The sequence below is a fragment of the Pseudomonas sp. Irchel s3b5 genome (assembly GCF_900187435.1).
Classification (GTDB): domain Bacteria; phylum Pseudomonadota; class Gammaproteobacteria; order Pseudomonadales; family Pseudomonadaceae; genus Aquipseudomonas.
The window spans coordinates 424,805-442,430 of the sequence record NZ_FYDY01000001.1 but is presented as its reverse complement, the minus strand read 5'-3'; the positions used below and the strand labels follow the sequence as shown (position 1 = coordinate 442,430).

The following is a 17,626-nucleotide window of genomic DNA, read 5'->3' as shown; positions in this document are numbered from 1 at the left end:
AGCCTCCTAGAAACCTGGGTCGAAGGGCAGGTCAAGGTACACATCGACCGCCACCGGATGCTGGTACGCCGACAGTGGCAGCGTGGTCTCTGGCAGGATGCTCAGCACCAGCATCTGGTTGACGCTATCCACCGCGGAGCCCACCACCTTGCCACCGAATGCCCCGGGCATACCGGACACGCGCAGGCTGACGCGCTGGATGCGGTTGATGTCTTTGAGCTTGTCAAAGGGGAAGCTGGCCTTGACTACCAGGGGTTGATCCTTGGGTATCAGGTGCAGCAGCGGGTCAGTCTTGTAGGCGTAACTATCCAGCTTGCGTCCTGGAAAATAAACGTAGCAGTCGCAGGGGCTGGCGATTACCGTCTCGATCAGTGAACGTCCGAGCAGCGTCTGCAGATCGCTCTGCGACAAGCTGGCCAGCGCCTGCAGGTCCGCAGGGCTGTTGAAGTTGGTGAGCAGTTGGGTCGACACCGTGGCGATTGGTTCGCCAGCCTTCACTTCACCGGCATCGCCTCCGACCATGAACTTCACGTAGCCGTTTTCCGGCATGTTCACCTGATAGGCTTCGGCGCTGACCTGTGCGTGGGCGGCCGAGACACGGAAGAAGAACAGGTAGGTTTTGTATGCCAGCAGGCTCATCACCAGCAGGCCGAGGGCAAGGAACAGCAGGCTGCCGAGCATGGCCTGCAGGCGTTCGAAGACGGTGCGCGAGCTGCTGGTGACCTTCTTTCTCTCCTTGATGTAGTTTTCCCGTTGCATCACGTTGAACAGACCGTTGAAGTCGGCGACCTCGCCTGACATATAGGCGGCGATCATGTAGCGCAGGATGTCCCGCTTCTGCGCGTCGAGCTCGATGAACTCGGCGCCGACTTCATCAGCGCGCTGGGAGACCACGCGAATCCTGGCGTCAATGTTGATATTGATCGTCGAAAGATTCAGACGAATGCTGGCGGAGTACATTGAGCCAATCTTCAGCTCTTTGCCGCAGAGCAGGCTGATGCCACCCAGCGAGATATCCTGGATTTCGCATTCGAGCGGCCCCTCCCAGCTCTGCAAGATTACCGTGGCCGGGATCTTGATTCGCACGAACTGGCGTTCGTCGGTGGCTTCATGGACTACGTTCGCAGACAGACTGGTGGCGATGCTCATAGGACGATGGCCTCGGGGCTAACGTTGAGTAATCTCAAGCAGGAGAACGACTGTGCCAAGGAACAGCGAAACCGCAGAAACCAGCATGGTTTTCGAGGACCAGCGGTTAAGGGCGACATCAAAGGACGAACCGGTGGAGCTGAGGGTGGTCTTTTGCCGCGTCCAGCTTTGCTGGTCGAGATGGAACAGCGAATAGACCTTCATCAGCGAGCCGACGATCTGGTTGTAATAGAGCACCAGCGGATAGAGCGGATCGACCGGGTGCTGTGTGAAGCTGAACAGCAGCGTCGCCAGGGTACGGGTCAGCAGTACCCAGAACAGGTAGGCGATAAAAAACTGCATACCGAGTACCAGCCCGGCGATGACTGAGGCAGCCAGCCCGAGTAGCGATGTCCACATGGCAATGCGTTGGTCGTAGAGCACATACATGGTGAACACTCCCAACTGACGCAAGCCCAACAGCTTGGTGGTACGAAAGTTTTGTCGCAGCGAATTGCCGTACCATCGGAACATCAGCTGGCGCGACGCGCGGAAGAAGTTGCTGTCTGGCGGATGCTCCACCGTCACGGTGTTGCTGTCGGGTACATAGAAGGTGTCCCAGCCCGCGCGCATCAGGCTGAACCAGGAGGATTTGTCATCGCCGGTGAGGAACTGGAAGCGGCCGAGCCGCCAGTGGTCGAGGAAGTCGGATTCGACGTCACGGATAAAGCCCGGATCGATCATCACGCGGGCGCGGAAAAACGATAGCCGTCCGGTCATGGTCAGCACTCGCCGCGACAGTGACATCGAGCACATGTTGATGTGTCGCTGGACGAAGCGCAGCGAATGCCATTCGCGTACCAGTTTGCCGCCTTCCACTTCGCAGAATTCGTTGGTGGTGATACCACCGACGCTGGGCAGGTAGGCGAAGAACTTCACCGCGTTCCCCACGCAACCGGGCAGCATCATCGTGTCCCCATCGACCACTCCGACGACGGCATCGTCCAGCGGCATTTGTCGCGAGAGGGCACGGAAGGCATGGGCCAGGCCATGGCGCTTGCCAGTACCGCGGGCGCGCACCACCACCAGACGGATGCTACTGAGGTCTCGCACTTCACGGCGCAAAATCTGCTTGATGAAGTCCTCGTCGGCCTTCTCGACGATTGAAGCGATCACCGTGCAGGGCACCGGCAGGCGTTGCACCTCCTGAAACAACGCTTGATAGACCCGGTAAGTGGTATGGGTCGGTATACGGAAGCTGGTCACCACCATGAACAAGTGTGAGGGCAGGGCGGAGTCGCCCATTCGCTCCACGGCCCGTCGCATGAGTGGAAACTTCCAGTGCAGGAAATACATGCCGCGCACGTAGTGCATCACTGCATTGGCGTAGCGCCAGGCACCGAGCCCGCCGACGAGCAGGATGAACTTCTGATTGGTTGGGTCGAGGAGCTCGGGGTCGAGGCTGTCGCAGATCAACGCCAGGGTGCAGAACAGGAGCATCCAACCGAAAAACTTGGCTGCACTGGTTCGATCGAACAGACGGGCCGCAAACGAGGAACTCTTCCTCTTCTGATGCGGCCATTCTGGGTTCAATGGTTCCTTATCGATGCCCGCCATAACCTGACACTCGTCTATGAAAGTCGAAGAATGATTTTTGGCAGGTACATCGAAAACGGCTGTGGTCAGCCGATGGAAAAGCGCTTCACTGTCGAGGAGATACCCAGTCCGTGGAGGTACAACAGAGGTCTCTCTCGAAGCGCCCTATCTTGGCGATGCCTTGGCGGCACCGACGACTCTTCCAAAGCAAGGAGCAGACCAGATTAGTAAGAGGTACCCGAAAAAGTGGCAAAGTGCCGCTGCAAAAAAACACTGAATTTCCGTCAGCAGAATAAAAAGTCAAATAGAAACAACGGATTGAAAAGCGTCAGTTTCATGACTTTTTCTGAAGAAAAAAATAATACAGACAAAGTTTTGACAGCTGGATGAGTCGGACCGTACGGGCTAAACGCCTCAAAACTGCGCGCGCCGCACAATTAGGGGGCTTCGCGGGGGCCAGCAGAGGGTCACAGAAGTGCTGGACAGGTTCGCATGGCAGTCAGGCTCAGTTCACATTAAAAAAGCATTGAAGCGAGTCAGAAAGACCGAAAACGCAGAATTTGCACACCGTCGAAAGGATCGAAAAGGCTAAACCGACCGCGTCGCCTTGCTCACTCTGTAGCAGGCAGCCCAATCCGAGGGGGTCTTGCCAAACTGGCAGCGGAACCAGCGTGAAAAGTCTCCGGCCGAGGAAAAGCCGAGGAGTTCGGCGACCTCATACAATCGACGTTTGCTGTTGGCCAGGTACTCTTCGGCGAGTTCAGCGCGCACCGCATTGATGATCGTTGTGACACTTTGGCCTTCGGTCGCCAGGTGTCGATTAAGGGTGCGTCGATGCATGCCAAGGTGCTGGGCAACCCCATCGACAGAGCACAGTCCGCTGGGTAGCAGCATCTTGACGATCTGGCGTACCCGCTGCGATGGCTCGTCGCGCTGGTTGGCCAACTGCAGGTCCAGCGAGCGCTTCACCTCGCGGTGCAACGCGGGGTCAGCTGCGGGAATGGGCATGTCCAGGTCACGCGCGCGGCAAACGATGGCATTGAATTCCTGTGAAAATTCGATGGCTGTTCCCAGCACGCGATGGTGCACGTCAAGGCTGGCAGGTCGCTCGTGCGTAAAACTGACCCGCACAGGGCGGAACGTATTGCGTGTCAGCACGCTCAACGTGCGCAGTCCGATACCTGTCGACTGCTCGATAGCCTGGCGCCAGACCCCGTGATGACCCTGCATCTTCACACCCACATGCAGCAGCACCAGGTCGCCCATGTCTTCAAGTCGCAACTCCACTCCGGCGTTATGCAGCCGCATGTAGCGTGCGCACGATTGCAGGGCTGCGCGCAATGTCGGCTCTTCGCGAATGAGCAGCGCCAGCATGCCGAAGTTGGACAGTTGTCGCGTCTGCGCGAGCAACAATCCGAAAGCCTCTTGGCCGGACAGACGGGCCGACTCCTCCAGCAACCACCCCACCGAGTCGGTGCTGATCATGATATTCGGATCGTCGAGGACGCTGGCCGGCAACCTGGCCAGGCGCAACATGCGAAATGGATCGAGCCCCACTGAGCGCGAGACCTGCTCATAGTTGGTAAGGCTGGCACTTCGCGTCAGGGTGAACATAGATCTACATGTCCCAATTTCACAAGATTGTGTCCTGAGGAGCTTAGTGCAGGATGTCCTGTCACGGCTACCTTCATGCCAATAACGACAAAAAGATGAAGGTAGACATGGACACACGCACTGCAAAACGAATCGGCCAGCCGCTCGCGGCGATCACGCAAGTGGACGCCGACGATCCTGATGCATTCAACCACTGCTTTGCTGAACTCAACGGCATTCGCCTGCATTACATCGACGAGGGGCAGGGCCCGCTGGTCATCCTGCTGCACGGTTTTCCCTATCTCTGGTACATGTGGCGGCGACAGATCGTGGCATTGGCCGAGTCGGGATATCGCGTCGTGGTCCCCGATCAACGGGGTTTTGGCCAGACCGATCGGCCCGATGCGATTGAAGCCTATGACATGAGCCAGGCCGTCGGCGACATGGTGGGGTTGATGACGGCTCTGGGCGAAACGTCCGCGGTGATCATTGGACACGACTTGGGTGCCTGGGTGGCCCAAGCCGCGGCGATGCTGAGGCCGGATCTGTTCTGCGGTCTCGTGATGCTCAATACGCCGGTGCCTCCACGCGGCAAGGTCAAACCGACCGCAGGTTTACAGGCAATGGCAAAGGGCAGGGTGTATCACCACCTGTATTTCCAGCAACTCGAAAAGCCGGATCGCGAGTTGGCCTGCGATCCGAGAAAAACATTGCGTAGCGTTTTCTACTCAATCTCCGGCAGCGCTGTCGGGGCTGAACGCTGGCGTCTGTTCGTCGAGCCCGGTGAGCCTATCCTCAACGCGTTCACTGAGCCGAAGGGCGAGTTCCCGTCATGGTTGAGCGCGCGGGCGCTCGACTACTACGTCGCTGAATACACACGTACAGGGTTCACCGGCGCCCTGAACTACTACCGTTGTCGTGACCGGAACTGGGAAATCACAGCGTTTCTTGACGGTGCGGTGGTGCGCCAGCCGAGCCTGTTCATCGGTGGTGCTGCCGACCCTTCGCTAGAGCCGATCGAAATACGCAGCCTTTATGACCAGCTCGACAGCTATCTACCCGGATTACAGATGAAGGTTCTGCTGTCCGGCGTGGGCCATAGCGCCGCGGAAGAAAGCGCCGATCAAGTCAACGAACTGCTCCTGACGTTTCTCGGGCAGTTCTAACGATGGGGCGCTCCGGCGCCCCCATTCGCGTTTTTTCTCGGTAATGCCTGTTACTCAGTTGAATGCCGTCAGGTCTTTCGGGGCGATGTCATGCTGCTCGCAGTAAGCCAGATAGCGATGCAATCCTGATTTCCAGTTTTCGAGCGCGACGATGTTGTCGTTGCCGTCCAGGAACGCGAGATCGCCATTCACCTGAACCAGGGTGAGCACATAGCCGTCTGTGCTGCCCGTGCTGACGACTTCAGGCGTGTGAGTCGATCCGGCAGTCTCGTACACGATGCTGCCAGGGCCGGCGATCCAGTTATGTTCCTTGTATTTCCACTGGCCTTCGATCGTGTAGACCATCACCGTCCCCGTGTGGTGGTGCTTGGGCAGTTGCATGTCAATCGGCGACTTCATCATGACAATCCATTCACCACGAATCGGGTCAAGCTTGAAGTATTTCAACAGAACGTTTTCGGCATAGGGCGTAAAGGGTACCCACGGCAGTGATTCGCCATCGATGACGGCGGTGTCGACGTGTTCGTAGAACATGTTTATCTCCATTACGGCGTATCAGATCGAGTATTCGTCGGCAGCCACGGCCGCCCGACCCATCTCTGATGGTCGGGTGCCCTGGATATATCTGGAAGCAGTTCGAATCAGCTGAGCGGGGTGCCAGCGAGTGTGGCGCGCAGCATCTTTCTTGGCGCATTGCCGTAGTCAGCCACCGCGTAGTGCTGGACTTGCAGGTTGTCCCACATGGCAATCGTGTTGGTTCGCCACTTCAGACGTACCTGATATTCCGGAATCGCGGCCTGAGACGTCAGGTAGTTCATCAGGTGATGAGCCTCGGGCATGAAGTCCTGGCCGTAGCGGATGTCTTCGAAGTTGAAGAAGTTCGAGAAATGGGTGGTGAACGCGGAGTTGACGAACAAGACCTTTTCGCCCGTTTCCGGATGGGTAAGTACCACCGGGTGTTCGGCGGCAGGGTTTTTCGCGGCCATCGCATGGCGGTCGTCGCGTGGCAACTGGGCGCCAAAGGTATGCTCGGCACTGTGTTTGGCGTACAGACCGTCGATTCGTTGCTTGATGGCCTGTGGCAGGTTTTCGTAAGCCATCACCATGTTTGACCACAGCGTGTCGCCACCCGACTCCGGACCCATTTCGCAGCGCAATACCGCTCCACGGGGCGGTGCCTTCTTGTAGGTGACATCGGCATGCCAGAGGTTTTCGCGACTGGCCTTTTCGACATAGGTCTTGGGCTTGCTTGGGTCAAGGTTGCGATACAGCATCAACAGCTTGTCCGCCTCTGGATGGCTCGGCGCCAATGGATGACCTTCCAGCTCACCGAATTGCGCGGCGAACTGCTGTTGCTCCAGAGGGGTGAGGTCCTGATCGCGAAAGAACAGCACTTTGTGCTTCAACCACAGCGCCCTGATTTGTGCGATCAGCTCAGGGTCCCGGGTTGCATCGGCCAGGTTGATGTTGCTGAGTTCAGCGCCGATGGCAGGGGAGCAGATCTCCACCTTGATCGAATGCTGGCGCACTGACGACCGAATTATCGCGGGTGCCGAGGGAGTGAGGGGTGAAGGAGTGTCTTGGGTTGCGGCGACTGTTGTCATTGTTGTCTCCAATCCGTGCTGTACGGCGGTGCGCAATATTGAGCATCCGGTATAGGTAGCAGGCCCCTGCTGATGGGCAGAGGTGCCGGGGCCTATAGTAGGTAGACCGGATGGGACGCTATTGGCGTAGCAGGACAGTTTCTTCGCAAATTGGGACGGTTTCGGGCTTCATGCTGCCCTGATCACAGGGCACTGGCATCGTCTTCGTGTTCGTCGGCGAAGGCCATGAACACGTCCAGATCGAGTACATCCAGCTGGATCCGGGTAATGAAGGCAGAGAACGCCAGGTTGGCGGCGAGCCGACGTAAATCGCTGGCCCAGGCCGGAACGTGAATCGGTCCCTGGAGCCAGCCGGAGTCGAACAGTGGCGCCAGTCGCAAGGTGTCCCCCAGGCTGATGCGTCCCGCAAACAGATGGCTGACCAGTTCCGGTCGATTATCACGGATCGCAATGCGCAGCAGGGTGTGGACGCCGAGCAAACCGGTCAGGTACGCGGCATCCTTGGTAAACGCCGATCCACCACGCAGGTCGGCGCCGCGGAAAATCCGCTGGGTCGAGCGAAAGGACTCCTCTTGCGACTGACCGGCCGCGACAAATCCTTCGAACACCTGAATGAAATCGGCGCCGTCCAGCGCCTGCTGAACCCCAAGTACGCGCAGGGCCAGGCGCCGCAGGCGGTTGATGTCCATGCTGCCGGTGAACAGTTCGGCGAGGGTCGCGATGCCCTCTTGAGTCTGGGTCGTGCGGGGCGCCCCCAGGCCCAGGCTTTTGAGGTTGGGTTGGCGTGCACCGTTTTGTGCCGTTGCCACATGCACGAAGGCTTCGTGTTGCAATAACTGGTTCTTGTCCAGTTCCGAGAACATCGCGCTGGCGCGCAGGCGGATGCGGCTTGAACCGGCGATCGCCTTGGCCGCCAGGGTGGGATCGAGTGCGACGGTAATTCGACCCGGACCAAAGAACTGGTCCAGTTCCGGTTGCATCCAGGCGGCGAAGGCCTCGGCCGGGATATCCGCTTCGCTCGGCGGAATTCGGGTGCCGCCGAGCAAGGCATCGGTGGTATCGAGGAAAAATCGGGCCGCGTCCACCATGGTCAGTTTCAGGCGCGGATACTCAAAATCCGGGCGCCGATACAACGCTGACGAATATTGTGTGAACGCGGGGGTGCCAATGGCGCCCAGCATCCGTCCGGCCGTGGCATAGCTGCGCGCCGTCATGGCCAGGTGATGCCCGGCGGGGTGCTGCACATCGCAACGGCCAGCGAAATCTTCCAGGGCGACGATCCCGGCACTGTGATCGCGCGGGCGCAGCTCGACGCGGGGTAATCGTGCCTTACCGCCGCGCCAATGTTCCAGGAAGTCTTCCTCGACCCCAACCGGCCAGGCCAGGGCGTCCAGCACGCGGATCTTGCAGGCCAGGCCGGGCAGAGCGGCATCGAGTTCGGGCAGCGAGACGCTCATGGAGATCTCCTCGGCGGCGATGTTTCATTGCAAAAGCTTAGTCGCTGTCGATGGCCATTTTGCGATCTTTGCAGAATACGCTCCTTGCGGGACTGCCTTTGGGGTCCTATCGTCAGATCTCATGTGCCACGAAGCAATTTTGTGGGTAACGTCAGACACATTTCCCTGAACATCCTCGGTGGGCCTGAGACGCAACCGGGCGATTTCGAATTGGAGAAAGAATCATGATTCGCAAGCAATGTTTGAAAACTCTGGCGGCGCTGTTCCTGGTCGCCGCGGGTGTGCAGTCGGTGTCACTGCCGGCGTACGCGACCGAGCAGGGTGAGCAACGGCGTGAAGCACGGGATACCCGTCAGGACGGGCGCTCTACGGCACGACAAACCAAGGATGATTGCAGAAAGAGCAGTGACAAGACCAACGCCGATTGTCGTCAGGAAAAGCGCAGCACCAAGCAGGACACACGTCGCACAGCGCGGGACATCAAATACTGATCGTCAAGCGATTGATTCCCTGAATCATGTGCTACGCGGGTAGGCGATACGCAAGTATGGCAGCTAAACTCTGTTTCGCCGGGGTGAAAATGTCGCCTTGGGATGCCGATATCTGACAGGGAGCCGCCGGCCATGAGTGTCGAACAGAGTCGTTACAGTGCGCCTACCCTCCTGGTGGTCGATGACACGCCCGATAACCTGATGCTGATGACCGATCTGCTCAAGGATAAATACCGGGTCAAGGCCGCCAATAGTGGCGAAAAGGCTTTGCGGATATTGCAAGGCGATACGCTACCGGACCTGATCCTGCTCGACATCATGATGCCCGGAATGTCCGGCCATGAAGTGGCAGAGCGGCTCAAGCGCGACCCGCGCACCTGTGATATTCCGATCATCTTTCTGACGGCCATGGCCGGAACCGAAGATGAGATCCATGGCCTGGAGCTCGGAGCCGTCGACTACATCACCAAACCCATCAGACCGGCGCTGGTTCTGGCGCGGGTGGATACCCAACTCAAACTCAAGGCGGCGAAGGACTTCCTGCGCGATCACAACGACTATCTGGAAAAAGAAGTCGAGCGCCGGACCCGTGAAGTGACTGCGATCCAGGACGTGGCGATCCAGGCCATGGCTTCACTGGCCGAGACGCGCGATAACGAAACCGGCAACCATATCCGCCGGACTCAGCATTACATCAAGGTGCTGGCCGAGCATCTGCGCGATCATCCGCGTTTCAGTCCCTTCCTCAGCGAGGAGACCATCGAGCTGCTCTTCAAGTCGGCGCCGCTGCACGACATCGGCAAGATCGGCATTCCCGACCATATCCTCCTCAAGCCGGGACGCTTCACCGAGGAAGAGTTCGAGATCATGAAGACTCATACAACGTTGGGGCGTGACGCCATCCAGCATGCCGAGGATGCGCTCGGCATTCGCGTCGACTTCCTCGTTCTGGCCAAGGAGATTGCCTACAGTCACCAGGAGAAATGGGACGGCAGCGGGTACCCGCAGGGGCTGGCGGCTGACGATATTCCCATCAGCGCCCGGTTGATGGCGGTGGCCGATGTCTATGACGCGCTGATCAGCCGTCGGGTCTATAAATCCGGAATGCCCCACGAGCAGGCCGTCGAGATTATTCGGCAGGGGCGAGGCAGCCACTTTGATCCGGACATCTGCGACGCTTTCCTGGCCTGCGTTGAACAGTTCCAGGCCATTGCCGAGCGTTTCGCCGACTCCAATCAGGACATGGCAGCCAAACAGGCCGCCCTGGAACGTAGCGGCCAGACGCCTTGAACCCGGTACTTTCCACTCCCTTCACCCGTATTTTTATCAGGATCACGAGGACAGGCCATGGCCGGATTGCGCACCCTGCTTGAGCGCCTTGCGCTTCTGCACAAACTGATTCTGGGGTTTTCCGCGCTACTGCTGTTGGTGCTGGTGCTCGGTGTACAAAGCCTGCGGACCCAGCATTCGCTGGAGCAGGACATGCAGAAACTCTACCTGCAGGAACTGGTGGGCATGGAGTACTTGCATGAAGCGCGGGTTCAACTGCCCCATATGATGCAAGCACTGCAGCGTGCGGTAGGCACCGACAGCGCATCGATCCGCGTCGAATCCCTGCAGCAGTTGCGTGACATCCAGAATCGGCTGCAGCTCGCGCTGGCCCAGGCCAAAGTGACCCTGCGGCGTGCGGAGAATCTGGCACGTCTCGCCGAGTTCGACCTGTTGCTGCAACAGTTGCAGCGCCAAGGCGATCACGCCTTTCAATTGATCGATCAGGGCCAGCAGAGTCAGGCGTTGGTGCTGCTCAATAGCAGTGAGTTCCAGCAACTGGCTCAGCAGGCCGACACCCTTTTGTACGCGATCGCCCAGATCAAGGAAGCCTCGATTCGCGACACGGCCAAGGACATTGCCGACTATGCCGAACGCAGCACCCTGCTGACCTACATATTGTTGTTCGGAGGCCTGTCGCTGGCGCTGCTGCTGGCCTGGCTGGTCAGCCAATCGATACGCAATCCGCTCAACCGGGTGCGGGTGGCCGTGGACCAATTGGCCGCCGGGCAGCTGGATCAGCCGATCCCTCACACCGACATGAATAACGAAACGGGCGACCTGGCACGGGCCATCGCCAAACTGCAGAGCGAGTCCCAACAGCTGGAGCACCAGCGCTGGATCAAGTCGCATACCGCCCAGTTGCAGGTTGATCTGCAACAGGCTGAAACGCCCGCCGAGTTGGCGCAGGTGTTTCTGCAGTGCATGGCCGGCTTGCAGGGAATCTGCCAAGGGGTGCTTTACAGCGCGAACGAGGACGCCGGCACGCTGTCGCTGATGGGCCGTTATGCGACCGATGCCGAGCGACCGCCTGAGGCACAAGTCCTGTTCGGCGATGGTCTGTTGGGGCAGTGCGCGGTGGATCGTCAGCCACGTCAGTTTCAGGCGCTGCCGGAGCATCAATGGCGTTTGCACTCGCCGCTTGGCGAGATGACAGCGAGTTGTTTGCTGCTGCAACCCATCGTGCGCGGCGAGCGGCTGCTGGGCGTACTCGAACTGGCCGGTCTGGAGCCGTTGGGCGAGCGCGAATTACAGCTGTTGCATGAGGCCACGCCACGCCTGGCTGCCGCGATGGCGATTCTGGAGCGTAACCAGGCGGTCAAGACGCTGTTGGCAGAAACCCGTCGCCAGGCCAATGAAATGGCGGAACAGGCGCTGCAACTGGAAGAACAGGCCAAGGCGCTCGAAACCCAGCAGTCGGCCTTGCGTGCGACCGAGGCCTGGTATCGCGGGATCATCGAAGCGGCCCCGGACGGCATGCTGGTGGTGGATGCCGACGGAAAGATCCTGCGAACCAATCGCCAACTGGATCAACTGTTCGGTTACGCGGCCGGTGAGTTGATTGGCGAGAAAATCGAACGTCTGGTGCCCGTCGCCAGTCGAGAGCACCACGTGGGTCTGCGCAAGGAGTTCGTGGCCCACGGCGACACTCGACAGATGGGAAGCTATCTGGATGACCTGCAAGGCGTGCGCAAGGACGGTAGCCACTTTTCGGCCGAGATCAGCCTGTCGCACCTGCCGAGTCTGGACGGGGGTGAAACCTGCGTGTGCGCTTCGGTGCGCGATGTCAGTGAGCGCCGTCAGTTGCAAGCGGCGCTCAAAGCCAGTGAGTCCCAGTTGCGCGCTGTGCTCGACAGCAGCCCGGTGGCCATGGTGATCAGAGACTTCGATGGGCGTCCGAGCTACTGCAATCCGCAGTTCAACAGTTTGTTCGGAACCCGTCTGGCGGAACTGGAGGGGACGGATCCGGCGCAGTTCTGGGTCGACCCGCAGGCACGCCAGCGCTTTCTCGCTGCGGCCTCGCAAGGTCAGGTGCTGAATTTCGAGACCACGATGCAGCGCGCCGGTGGTGAACGCTTTGACGTACTGGTGTCGGCTGTCTCGATGACACTGGGAGAGCGGGGCATGGATGCCAATTGGTACTTTGACATCACCGATCGCAAGACCGCCGAGGCCGAGGTGCAGCGCGCACGCGAGGCCGCGGAGGAGGCGACCCGGGCCAAAAGCGACTTCCTGGCCACCATGAGCCACGAAATCCGCACTCCGATGAATGCCATCATCGGCATGAGCCACCTGGCGTTGCGAACCGAACTCGACCACCGGCAGCGTAACTACATCGAGAAGGTCCATCGCTCGGCCGAAAGCCTGCTGGGCATCATCAACGATATCCTCGACTTCTCCAGAATCGAGGCCGGCAAGATGAACCTCGAACACATTCCCTTCCATCTCGAGGACGTGCTCGACGGCTTCGCCAGCATGATTGGCCTGAAAGCCGAGGACAAAGGTCTGGAATTGCTGTTCAACACGGCACCTGAACTGCCGACTGCGTTAGTCGGCGATCCGTTGCGCCTGGGCCAGGTGCTGATCAACCTGGGCAACAATGCGACGAAGTTCACCGAGCAGGGCGAGATTGTTCTCGGTGCAGAACTGCGAAGCGCCGAAGGTGAGCAGGCGCAACTGCATTTCTGGATGCGCGACAGCGGGATCGGCATGAGCGCCGAGCAATGCTCGCGCATGTTTCAACCGTTCAGCCAGGCCGACAGTTCCACCACGCGTAAATACGGCGGCACCGGGTTGGGCCTGGCCATCTCCAAGCATCTGGTGGAGCTGATGGGCGGGACCATCTGGGTGGAGAGCGAGCCGGGCATAGGGTCCACTTTTCATTTCGAGGTAAGCGTGGGCGTGCAGCGCGACGCCTATCTACGCCGCATGTTGACCGCCGACGAGTTGGTGGGTAGCCGTGTGCTGGTTGTCGACGACAACGCCACGGCGCGCGAGATTCTGTCCACCATGGCGCGCGGTTTTGGTGTCGAAGTGGACGTCGCGCAAAGTGGTCGAGCCGCACTGGCCATGTTGGTGGAAGCCGAAACCAAGGGGCTGCCCTATGACCTGGTGCTGATGGATTGGCGCATGCCCGGCATGGATGGCGTGGAGACGGTGCGGCAGATGCAGGCCGCCAAACTGGTGAAAACGCCGTCAGTGATCATGGTCACTGCTTTTGGTCGCGAAGAGGCTCGCGAAGAAGCCAGCCGGCACGGCATTCAATTGCCGGTGGTACTGACGAAACCGGTGACGCCGTCGACGTTGCTGGAGGCGCTGGGCACCGTGCTGGGAAAAATCCCCCACGTCGACACCCGGGCCAACAAGCGCACCGACCAGAGCACCAGCGCCATGGCCAGCCTGCGTGGCGCGCGACTGTTGCTGGTGGAAGACAATGAGCTGAACCGCGAACTGGCGTGTGAACTGCTGGAGAGCGCCGGTATCGAGTTGTTGCTGGCCAATCATGGCAAGGAAGCGCTCGACCAGTTGGAGCGGGACTCGGACTTCGATGGTGTGTTGATGGACTGCCAGATGCCGGTGATGGACGGGTACACCGCGACCCGCAAAATACGCGAGCAGCCTCGTTGGGCGAATCTGCCGGTGATCGCCATGACCGCCGACGCCATGGCGGGGGACCGCGAACGGGCGCTTGCCTGCGGCATGAACGATCACATCTCCAAACCCTTGAACGTCGAAGACATGTTCGCCACGTTGGCCCGGTGGATACATCCGGGAGCGGGTCGCGGCGCTCCTGTTGCCGTCATTTCGCCGCTGACGACGGAGTCTACAGACGTGCTGCCGGCCAGCCTTCCCGGTATTGATTTGAGTGCAGGCCTGAGCACGTGTATGGGCAAGGTTGAGCTCTACTTGCGCCTGCTGCGCAAGTTTTGCGCCAGCCAGCAGTCTTTTAGCGCCGAGTTCCTGGCGGCCCGAGCTGACAGCGATCCGAAGGTGGCAATCCGATTGGCCCACACCTTGCGCGGGACGGCCGGTAACATCGGTGCGATTGAACTGGCGAACGACGCCGGCGTCCTGGAACAGGCGTGCCTGAACGGTGGCGCAGGGCAGGACCTGACAGATTCGCTGGTGGAGGTCGAACGCTGCCTGGCCATCGTGCTGGAAGGATTATCGGTGCTGACCGAACCGACAGCGCCCATAGACGCCGTCACCGCACCCTTCAACAGCGAATGGCAGGCGCAATTGGCCCACGTCCGGCATCTGCTGGCCGAGAGCGACACCCTGGCGCTGACCGCCCTGCACGAACTGCAGGGTCTGGCGTCAGGCCCTCGGGTCGTCGAGCAGTTGCACCGGGTTGTTCAGCAAGCGGAGAGCTTCGATTTCGATCAGGCACTGGAGTTACTCGAAAACCTGTCTTGATCCATTCTGGGGGGAATGGTCGGAAACTTCGACACGCTGGCTGAACCGGGCTTTACTGAAATCAGGCGTGCAGATTGCCGTGGGGTCGTAACCATAGGCGGGTTCCTGAGGTCAGAACACATCCAGCGAGGACGAGCCTTTGCCCATCTTCCGGTTCATTCCCGCCGTGTTGGTCGCACTGGTGCTCGCTGGCTGTGCCACCCCCACGCGTTTGCCCCATGACTACAGCTCGGTGATGCCTGCCAGCGAATCGGCTTTCGGGCGCTCGATCCAGGCGCAAGCCGCACCGCAGGAAGGGCGCTCCGGATTTCGCTTGCTGCCCAACAGCAGTGAAGCGTTCCGGGCGCGCGCCGAGTTGATCCGCAATGCGCAAAAAAGCGTCGATCTGCAGTACTACATCGTGCACAACGGTCTCAGCACCCGGGCACTGGTGCGTGAAATGCTGCTGGCCGCCGATCGCGGTGTACGCGTACGCATCCTGCTCGATGACACCGCCAGTGACGGCCAGGAAGAAGTCATCGCTACATTGTCCGTGCACCCGAACATCCATATCCGTGTGTTCAACCCGTTGCATCTGGGACGCAGCACCATGGTGACCCGAGCCATGGGCCGTCTGCTCGATCTTTCCCAACAGCACCGGCGCATGCACAACAAACTGTGGCTGGCCGACAACAGTGTCGCCATCGTCGGCGGTCGTAACCTGGGCGATGAGTATTTTGACGCCAAGCCCGACCTAAACTTCACCGACATGGACCTGCTGTGCATCGGCCCGGTTGCCGGGCAGTTGGGCGTGAGCTTTGATCAGTACTGGAACAGCACCCTGAGCCAGCCGATCAGCGACTTCCTGATCAACAAGCCAACCGCCGAAGACCTGGCCAAGAGCCGCCAGCGTCTGGATCAATCGCTCCTGACTTCGCGTACCGAGAACAAGGCTTTGTACGACCATCTCATGACCTACCGGTCCAAGCCGCAACTCGCCACCTGGCGCAAGCAACTGATCTGGGCCCACGGCAAGGCAATGTGGGACGCCCCGAGCAAGGTACTGGCCGACGACGAGCCGGCCCGCTCGCTATTGATGGCCACGCAACTGCGGCCTGAGCTAGATAGCGTCGATAAAGAACTGATCATGATCTCGGCGTATTTCGTCCCGCAGCAGCCGGGCATGCACTATTTGCTCGGTCGTGCCGATGCCGGTGTGGAGGTACGCCTGTTGACCAACTCGCTGGAAGCTACCGACGTGCCAGCGGTGCATGGCGGCTATGCGCCTTACCGCAAGACCCTGCTCGAACACGGCGTGAAGCTCTATGAGCTGCGGCGCCAGCCGGACGACCCCGGTCGCGCTTCATCGTTTGGCTTCAGTGGTGGCTCGGACTCTAGCCTGCACACCAAGGCCATGATTATGGACCTGCAAAAAGTGTTCATCGGCTCGTTCAATTTCGACCCGCGTTCTGTGTTTTGGAACACCGAAGTTGGGGTGCTGGTCGACAGCGCCGAGTTGGCCGGCTACGTGCGCGAGCTGGCGCTTGAGGGCATGGCGCCTGCGATGAGTTATCAGGCCCGACTGGAAAAAGGCGAAATCGTCTGGGTCACGGAGGACGACGATCAACTGCATACCTTGTACGAGGAACCCGGCGGAACATGGCGCAGTTTCAAAGCCTGGCTCAGCGACAAAATCGGTCTGGAGAAAATGCTCTGATCGGTGCGGACCGGATCAGCGGAAACAAATTGTCATGAAATGCTAACGCGTTGTCGCCGATAGAAAGGTTGACATGCTGCGCGTCGATAAACTCCTCCCTACGAACTGCGTGGCAATCCCCCATTTCGATCTTCGATCGGCCGTGCGCTGCCCGGCCGAATGACCTTCAGTCGTAAGGAAAATAACAATATGAGTGCAGAGCGACTTAAAGGCGATCTTAACGCCGAGCTGACCGGTGTAAGTGCCTTCGATGCCATCCAGGATGACGGCCCGTGCAACGGGAGCAGGCAACAGCACAAAGCGCATTTCAAACCCGATCAGGATATTTTCCAGTCGGATTACATAGCCTTTGATTTACGCTTCGGTGGTTCTGACGATCACTGACAGAACTCATGGTGTTCGAGGTGTCTGCGGCTCGACGGCGGCTCTCGAGGCTTTGCCCACCTGGGTTTGAATCTCGTAGGCGGGCGCCTCGACGGCTGAGTAATCACGGGTGTAGCGAGTGGCAAACTCGCGAACGCCCCATTGCTGGTATTGCTGCACGTGCTTCAACTCATGTGCCCAGAGCGCGACATTGTTGAGTGCATCTTCAGTGTCGCGAAAGACGATGATGTCTACCAGGGTGACGGCATTGATATCGGGATTCTGCAGCAGGGTGTTGGCAGCGTTCAGCTCCGTTTCATCACCGACCTTGTAGCGAGCCGAGTCGAGCACTTGAATGTCGTAGTAGGGTTCGAGTTGGGCCCGGATGTTCAGCGGGATGGGTAGAACATCGCCCGTTGCCGCGTTGTTGCGCGACATCACGATCCAGTTCTCCAATCCCGAGGCCGCCAATTGGTTCATGTCTTTGAAGATCGTCCCAAAGTCCTCTTCGGAACCTGGCGCACAAAAGCAGGCGACCACGCAGACTTGATACTGCCCGGTCGGGCAGGCGAGTGCAGACGACGTGGCGCCACCGCAAAAGAGCAGTAACGCCCACCGGAAAAATTGGCGCGAAAAGACAGCTGACAAAAGGCTCTCCAAGGGCAATGACGGTCGGCAGGTGATCATTCGGGCGCGTGGCGCCGTTGTCCAGACCCGCGTTGGACCGCTGGGCGACGGTTCGATTCCTTGGAGGCCATATCTTTTTCAACCCTTTCACGAAGGACGG

General features: G+C 59.4%; 13 protein-coding genes. 6 read left to right on the top strand and 7 right to left on the bottom strand.

The window, feature by feature from the left end:
- Positions 1-6: 6 nt before the first annotated feature.
- From CKW15_RS01955 to CKW15_RS01945, 3 genes are all read right to left on the bottom strand, one after another.
- Entirely contained in the window at positions 7-1,149 is a 1,143-nt protein-coding gene (locus CKW15_RS01955) for a PilZ domain-containing protein (RefSeq protein ID WP_095056816.1), read from the bottom strand.
- Between the two features lie 18 nt (positions 1,150-1,167).
- Positions 1,168-2,628 (bottom strand): glycosyltransferase, encoded by a 1,461-nt coding sequence (locus tag CKW15_RS01950; protein WP_095056940.1) that lies wholly within the window; start codon positions 2,626-2,628, stop codon positions 1,168-1,170.
- Positions 2,629-3,312: 684 nt separating this feature from the next.
- Positions 3,313-4,338, bottom strand: coding sequence for an AraC family transcriptional regulator (locus CKW15_RS01945; RefSeq protein WP_095151428.1), 1,026 nt, complete (start codon positions 4,336-4,338; stop codon positions 3,313-3,315).
- Positions 4,339-4,445: 107 nt separating this feature from the next.
- Between CKW15_RS01945 and CKW15_RS01940 the strand changes: the two genes are divergently transcribed.
- A complete protein-coding gene (locus CKW15_RS01940) occupies positions 4,446-5,483 on the top strand; it encodes an alpha/beta fold hydrolase (RefSeq protein ID WP_218239560.1) in 1,038 nt (345 codons plus the stop codon).
- A gap of 54 nt (positions 5,484-5,537) precedes the next feature.
- On the opposite strand, the gene CKW15_RS01935 is transcribed toward CKW15_RS01940, so the two are convergent.
- The 3 genes from CKW15_RS01935 to CKW15_RS01925 all read right to left on the bottom strand — a co-directional run bounded on the left by CKW15_RS01935 (position 5,538) and on the right by CKW15_RS01925 (position 8,544).
- Positions 5,538-6,017, bottom strand: a complete 480-nt coding sequence (locus tag CKW15_RS01935; protein ID WP_095151427.1) for a 2,4'-dihydroxyacetophenone dioxygenase family protein — start codon at positions 6,015-6,017, stop codon at positions 5,538-5,540.
- 107 nt (positions 6,018-6,124) lie between these two features.
- On the bottom strand, positions 6,125-6,997 hold the full coding sequence (locus tag CKW15_RS01930; RefSeq protein ID WP_218232047.1) for a TauD/TfdA family dioxygenase: 873 nt from the start codon (positions 6,995-6,997) through the stop codon (positions 6,125-6,127).
- A 272-nt stretch (positions 6,998-7,269) separates the two neighbouring features.
- Positions 7,270-8,544: a flavohemoglobin expression-modulating QEGLA motif protein gene (locus CKW15_RS01925; RefSeq protein ID WP_095151425.1), complete on the bottom strand. Its 1,275-nt coding sequence runs from the start codon at positions 8,542-8,544 to the stop codon at positions 7,270-7,272.
- Between the two features lie 224 nt (positions 8,545-8,768).
- Between CKW15_RS01925 and CKW15_RS01920 the strand changes: the two genes are divergently transcribed.
- The 5 genes from CKW15_RS01920 to CKW15_RS01900 all read left to right on the top strand — a co-directional run bounded on the left by CKW15_RS01920 (position 8,769) and on the right by CKW15_RS01900 (position 16,860).
- Positions 8,769-9,035: a hypothetical protein gene (locus CKW15_RS01920; RefSeq protein WP_095056812.1), complete on the top strand. Its 267-nt coding sequence runs from the start codon at positions 8,769-8,771 to the stop codon at positions 9,033-9,035.
- Between the two features lie 132 nt (positions 9,036-9,167).
- Complete coding sequence (locus CKW15_RS01915; protein WP_095151424.1) at positions 9,168-10,325, top strand: two-component system response regulator; 1,158 nt, start codon at positions 9,168-9,170, stop codon at positions 10,323-10,325.
- A 57-nt stretch (positions 10,326-10,382) separates the two neighbouring features.
- Positions 10,383-14,780, top strand: a complete 4,398-nt coding sequence (locus CKW15_RS01910) for a response regulator (RefSeq protein WP_095151423.1) — start codon at positions 10,383-10,385, stop codon at positions 14,778-14,780.
- 139 nt (positions 14,781-14,919) lie between these two features.
- Positions 14,920-16,476, top strand: a complete 1,557-nt coding sequence (locus CKW15_RS01905) for a phospholipase D-like domain-containing protein (protein ID WP_371856277.1) — start codon at positions 14,920-14,922, stop codon at positions 16,474-16,476.
- Between the two features lie 189 nt (positions 16,477-16,665).
- Positions 16,666-16,860: a hypothetical protein gene (locus CKW15_RS01900; RefSeq protein ID WP_095056809.1), complete on the top strand. Its 195-nt coding sequence runs from the start codon at positions 16,666-16,668 to the stop codon at positions 16,858-16,860.
- Between the two features lie 6 nt (positions 16,861-16,866).
- Here the strand turns inward: CKW15_RS01900 and CKW15_RS01895 are convergent, their stop codons facing one another.
- On the bottom strand, positions 16,867-17,487 hold the full coding sequence (locus tag CKW15_RS01895) for a DUF4157 domain-containing protein (protein ID WP_256583038.1): 621 nt from the start codon (positions 17,485-17,487) through the stop codon (positions 16,867-16,869).
- Positions 17,488-17,626 lie beyond the last annotated feature (139 nt).